The 4,185-nt window shown below is 44.3% G+C and carries 3 protein-coding genes; 1 reads left to right on the forward strand and 2 read right to left on the reverse strand.

What is annotated here, in order from left to right:
• Positions 1 to 251 precede the first annotated feature (251 nt).
• Positions 252 to 1,235: an SGNH/GDSL hydrolase family protein gene (locus tag Q0081_RS01120; protein WP_298348344.1), complete on the reverse strand. Its 984-nt coding sequence runs from the start codon at positions 1,233 to 1,235 to the stop codon at positions 252 to 254.
• Between the two features lie 209 nt (positions 1,236 to 1,444).
• Between Q0081_RS01120 and Q0081_RS01125 the strand changes: the two genes are divergently transcribed.
• Positions 1,445 to 2,425, forward strand: a complete 981-nt coding sequence (locus tag Q0081_RS01125; protein ID WP_298348346.1) for an ABC transporter ATP-binding protein — start codon at positions 1,445 to 1,447, stop codon at positions 2,423 to 2,425.
• 342 nt (positions 2,426 to 2,767) lie between these two features.
• Here the strand turns inward: Q0081_RS01125 and Q0081_RS01130 are convergent.
• On the reverse strand, positions 2,768 to 4,185 hold a 1,418-nt coding region (locus tag Q0081_RS01130), incomplete at its 5' end, for a neutral/alkaline non-lysosomal ceramidase N-terminal domain-containing protein (RefSeq protein WP_298348348.1).

The raw sequence follows: 4,185 nt of genomic DNA on the forward strand, positions 1-4,185 counted from the left end.
TGGCAATTGGGAATAAAAGCATGATGGATAACAAGAGCCGTGTGAGGTGAGAATCTCAAGCACGGTTCTGTGAGAAGCTTGGGCTGAAATGCCCTTGCTTACTCGACTGGAAGAACACCAATAGCTTTTTCGTCAGACAGCTTCCGCCAAAGTTTTGCAGGTGATAACACCTGCAATGGCACAAAATGCAACAAATCACTGAAAATCAGAGCGATAAAAACCAAAAATATATAGTAAAAATTTTGTCCGTGCTATTTCATCAAAGCCCGAATTTGCTTTTCGATTTCCGCCGCTTTGGCTCTTGCTTCTTCCAACGGCAACCCTACTTTCATTTCGGGGCGTTTGTGGCCGGTGGCCGTCAGCCACGCATCTTTCATCATCGTTTGGCGCTGACTCACGAGTTTAAGAATTTGCTCTGATGCAGGCATAACGGCGATGGCGGTTTTTACATCGGGAGCTTTAGCAGCCCCCTTTTCACCCAAATACACCAACGTTTCTCTGGCCATGATCCAATGTCCCACCTCACCGGGATGTACGCCGTCTTCGGCCAAGGCAAAGCCTGTCAAAGAAAATTCAGCATCTATTTTACGGTGAGCTTCCAAAACTTTTTTCATCGGATAATGTACGTCAATCACCTCCCAATTAGCCGACGTTTTTTGACTGATTAACCAATCGGAATAGCGGTCAAGGACGGCGGCATAGCCTGCATTTTTGCCTCGTAATTCATCAAAAATCGGCGGGGTAAAGTGAATAATTTTTGCGCCTGTTTTTACTACTTCTTCGTGCAGCCAATTGATTCCGTCCTTAAATCGCTGAAAACGCCCTTCATCCAACGACAAATAAATGCCATCGTTCATACCGTAACTGGCAAATACTAAATCCGGTTTGGTCTGTGTCAACACCCGCGCAAGCCGTTCGTGCAAATCAGGTCGTGGAAATCGTCCTCCCGCGTGGCCCTCTTCCGAAAGCCCCGATACGGTTTCGCTGGGCAAGCCCACGTTGATAAATTCAATGGATTGATTGGGATAATGGGTCACGAAATACGCTTCGATGTCGGTTACGTAACTTCCGGCATAGGTAATGCTGTTGCCCAAAAACAACACGCGTTTCACCTCTTTGGGAATGCCCTGTGCCACAACCGTTGGCCCGAATCCAATCAGGAATGCCCACAGAATACAAACTTGCAGGCGTTGAAAAGGTAGTTTATTGAACTGTTTTACGTTCTTTGGGTTCATAATTCAAAAGAATAGGAATAAAGACAAATTTGGTCACGGAAAGATTAGCCTGCGTACATTCTTATTCTTAAAGAAGTCAAGCAATCTCTATTACTATATTGAACACTGATTTAACAGATTAAAACGGGTTTTGGGATTTAATCCGTTTAATCCATTCAATCCGCGTTCCATTTTTTATAGCAATAGGTCTTAAAATCACATAATCACGAATGCAATCTTTATTAGAACTACGCGATATATCCAAAAAATACAACCAACAGTCGGTTCTCCAACATGTCAGCTTCAACGTCAATGCAGGCGAAGTCTTTGGCTTATTGGGAGAAAGCGGCTCGGGAAAAAGTACGTTATTACGAATTGCGGCAGGACTGATAGATGCCGACGAAGGAGAAGTATGGCTCGATAACCAGAAATTACGTTTGGCCAGCGACCAATTAATTCCCGGTCATCCCGATATTAAAATCGTTCATCAAGACTACAATTTGTCTGCGCCTCTCACCGTGCGCGAAAACATCTCCTACGCACTGCGGTATTACGAAAAAGCCTACCGCGATGAGCGCGTAGACGAACTTATCCAACTTTGCCACCTCGAAACGGTCGTTAATCATCCTGCCAAACAGCTTTCCGGAGGCGAAAAACAGCGCACGGCCATCGCACGCGCCTTGGCCGAAGAAGCAAGGATATTGTTACTCGACGAACCTTTTGCTCACTTAGATTTGCTCAACCGCCGTCGCCTTACCCAAACCATTCGGGAGTTGGCGGAGCAAACCGACACGGCCTGTATTTTTGTCACCCACGACGCCACTGATGCGCTTAGTCTTTCGCACCAAATGGGGGTTTTACGGGAAGGCCAACTGATTCAAACTGGTACACCTGAGGCTATTTATCAACAACCTGCTAACCTCTACGTAGCAGAAATAACGGGTGAAGTAAATGTACTCGAACCCGATTTTTTTCTACACCACTTTGGCCCCAATTTTCTTCTCCTCAACGGACAGGTTGTTGTCCGCCCGGAAGCCTTTATTATCCATCTTCAACCTACCGAAAAAGCCATCAAAGCCGTTGTAAAACGAGTGGTATTTGAAGGAAGCAGGTACCTGATTTATCTCGAAATAGCTCAACAATTGCTTAAAACCTATCATCGCGAATCTCTTCCTTTAGAAACGGCTGTATTTGTTGAATTACTCAGTTGAGGCTAAAAAATACCTTCAAAATGCCTTCGGGGAAGAAATTCCCCAAACTTCTTTCTCGTTTGAGTTGGTCTAAAGTTTTGTGGGTAAACCATAGACAATTTCCAACTTCGATACGTATGAAATTTCCTTCAACTATCCCTGAACAATCGCATGTTCACTCTATCTCGTTTTCTTCTATGCCTATGATTCCTCTCAATCGTTCTGATAGTTTCTGTCTGGTTTGAGATGTGTCTTCCCGTTTCAAGATTTTGACAATATCCATTTCTTCAAGACAAAGAAGCAAATTCAATGCTTTTGGATTACAAATTCCAATGAGTAAGGTTTCCATTTTCCCTATTTACGTCAAGGCATTTTATCAATCAAATCACGGGCAATTTCTTGGAAATAAGCACCGTTGTAAGGTCCAAACCAGTTCATGGTCAATGTTTCGTAAGAGTCTTTGCTGTAATATTTATCCGGCGTGATGTAGCCAATGTAGCCGCTGTTAAAACTTGTCACCATTAGTTTTAGTCCTTTCTTGGCCGCATAGGCGCTCATGTCCGCTACCAATTCGCCAGAAAAGTCACACGGAAAACCCATCATCAAAATATTTCCGATACGAAGTACTTTGACATAGTTTGGAAAATCGCCAAAAGCCCACTTAAATACCCAAGGGCGCATTCGCAAGTTTGGGGTAATACGCGGATTTGCTTCTCTCAGAGGAATAGGCAGCGTTACCATTTGAAATTGAGGATTGGAAAAGGTTTGAATAGCAGGAAGTTGCTTTTGAACATCCGATTCCAAACTATCCGCTTCGGCGACAGCTTGAATAAAGTCCGTTTCTCCTTCAATATGAGGACTCATACTGCCCACAGCTCCCGACATAAACACCGCAAAATCAGCCTCACCTTTTTCTAAAGAATCTACTAAAACACCCGGGTAATCGCGCGATAAAACGATATTGTCCGAACTTGTAATGGTTGAATGCGCAGCGTAAGAGCACAACAGCGCTTTTTTACCATCGTTTCTCACAAATTGAATGGTGCGTAAATACGGGTCAACGGGTCCGTCTTTTATCAATCGGTTACGAATACGCGCCGTATCAGCTATTTCGTGGTAACCAATGGAGGCAGGTTTCACGTCTTTTTGTGCCAGCTGAACAGCTTTGACAATGGCATCCGCAATCCACGTTACATTTTCGGGTTTGAATTTTCCGCCAAACAATTCCCCCACAATTCCACCACTCCAACCGCCCATGCTGTTGTGCGAATGCGTAGCGCCAAAATAAACCTGTTCAAACGGAATTCCCGTGGCTTTCAGCTTAGTTTTGAGCTGTTCGGTAACAGCAGGCGGCATAATCAGCAAATCTGCTACCACAATCGCTGCTTTTGTTGTCCCGTTGTCAATAACAATAGCCCTTACATAAATCGAATCATGCACCGACGTGTATAAAGCCCCTTGCCTGACTCCATAACCCGCCGTAGAAGTAGGCGATTTAGGCGTAAAATTCACCTTCGCCCAACCGACATTGAGAGGACTAATTTGCGATTTGCGATTTGCGATTGCTGATTGATTACCTATAGACTGTGCGTTTGCTAACTGTAAAGCGGAACGCCGCCCGCTGCCAACTGATTTTTTCCATTGTTGATAATAGGCCATTTCTTTGTAAGGCGTATCATCAACGGTCGTAACCATAAAAGCCAATAGAATCACAATCAGCAACACAAGGCCGCCGAGAACTTTGAGAAGTATTTTGAGGAACCGCATAAGTGAGAAAAAAA

This window comes from Runella sp. (assembly GCF_027484545.1).
Lineage (GTDB): Bacteria > Bacteroidota > Bacteroidia > Cytophagales > Spirosomataceae > Runella.

Excerpts from the sequence above, each read along its gene's own strand:
- Q0081_RS01120 (WP_298348344.1), bottom strand. The coding sequence starts at position 1,235 with ATGAACCCAAAGAACGTAAAACAGTTCAATAAACTACCTTTTCAACGC.
- Q0081_RS01125 (WP_298348346.1), top strand. The coding sequence starts at position 1,445 with ATGCAATCTTTATTAGAACTACGCGATATATCCAAAAAATACAACCAA.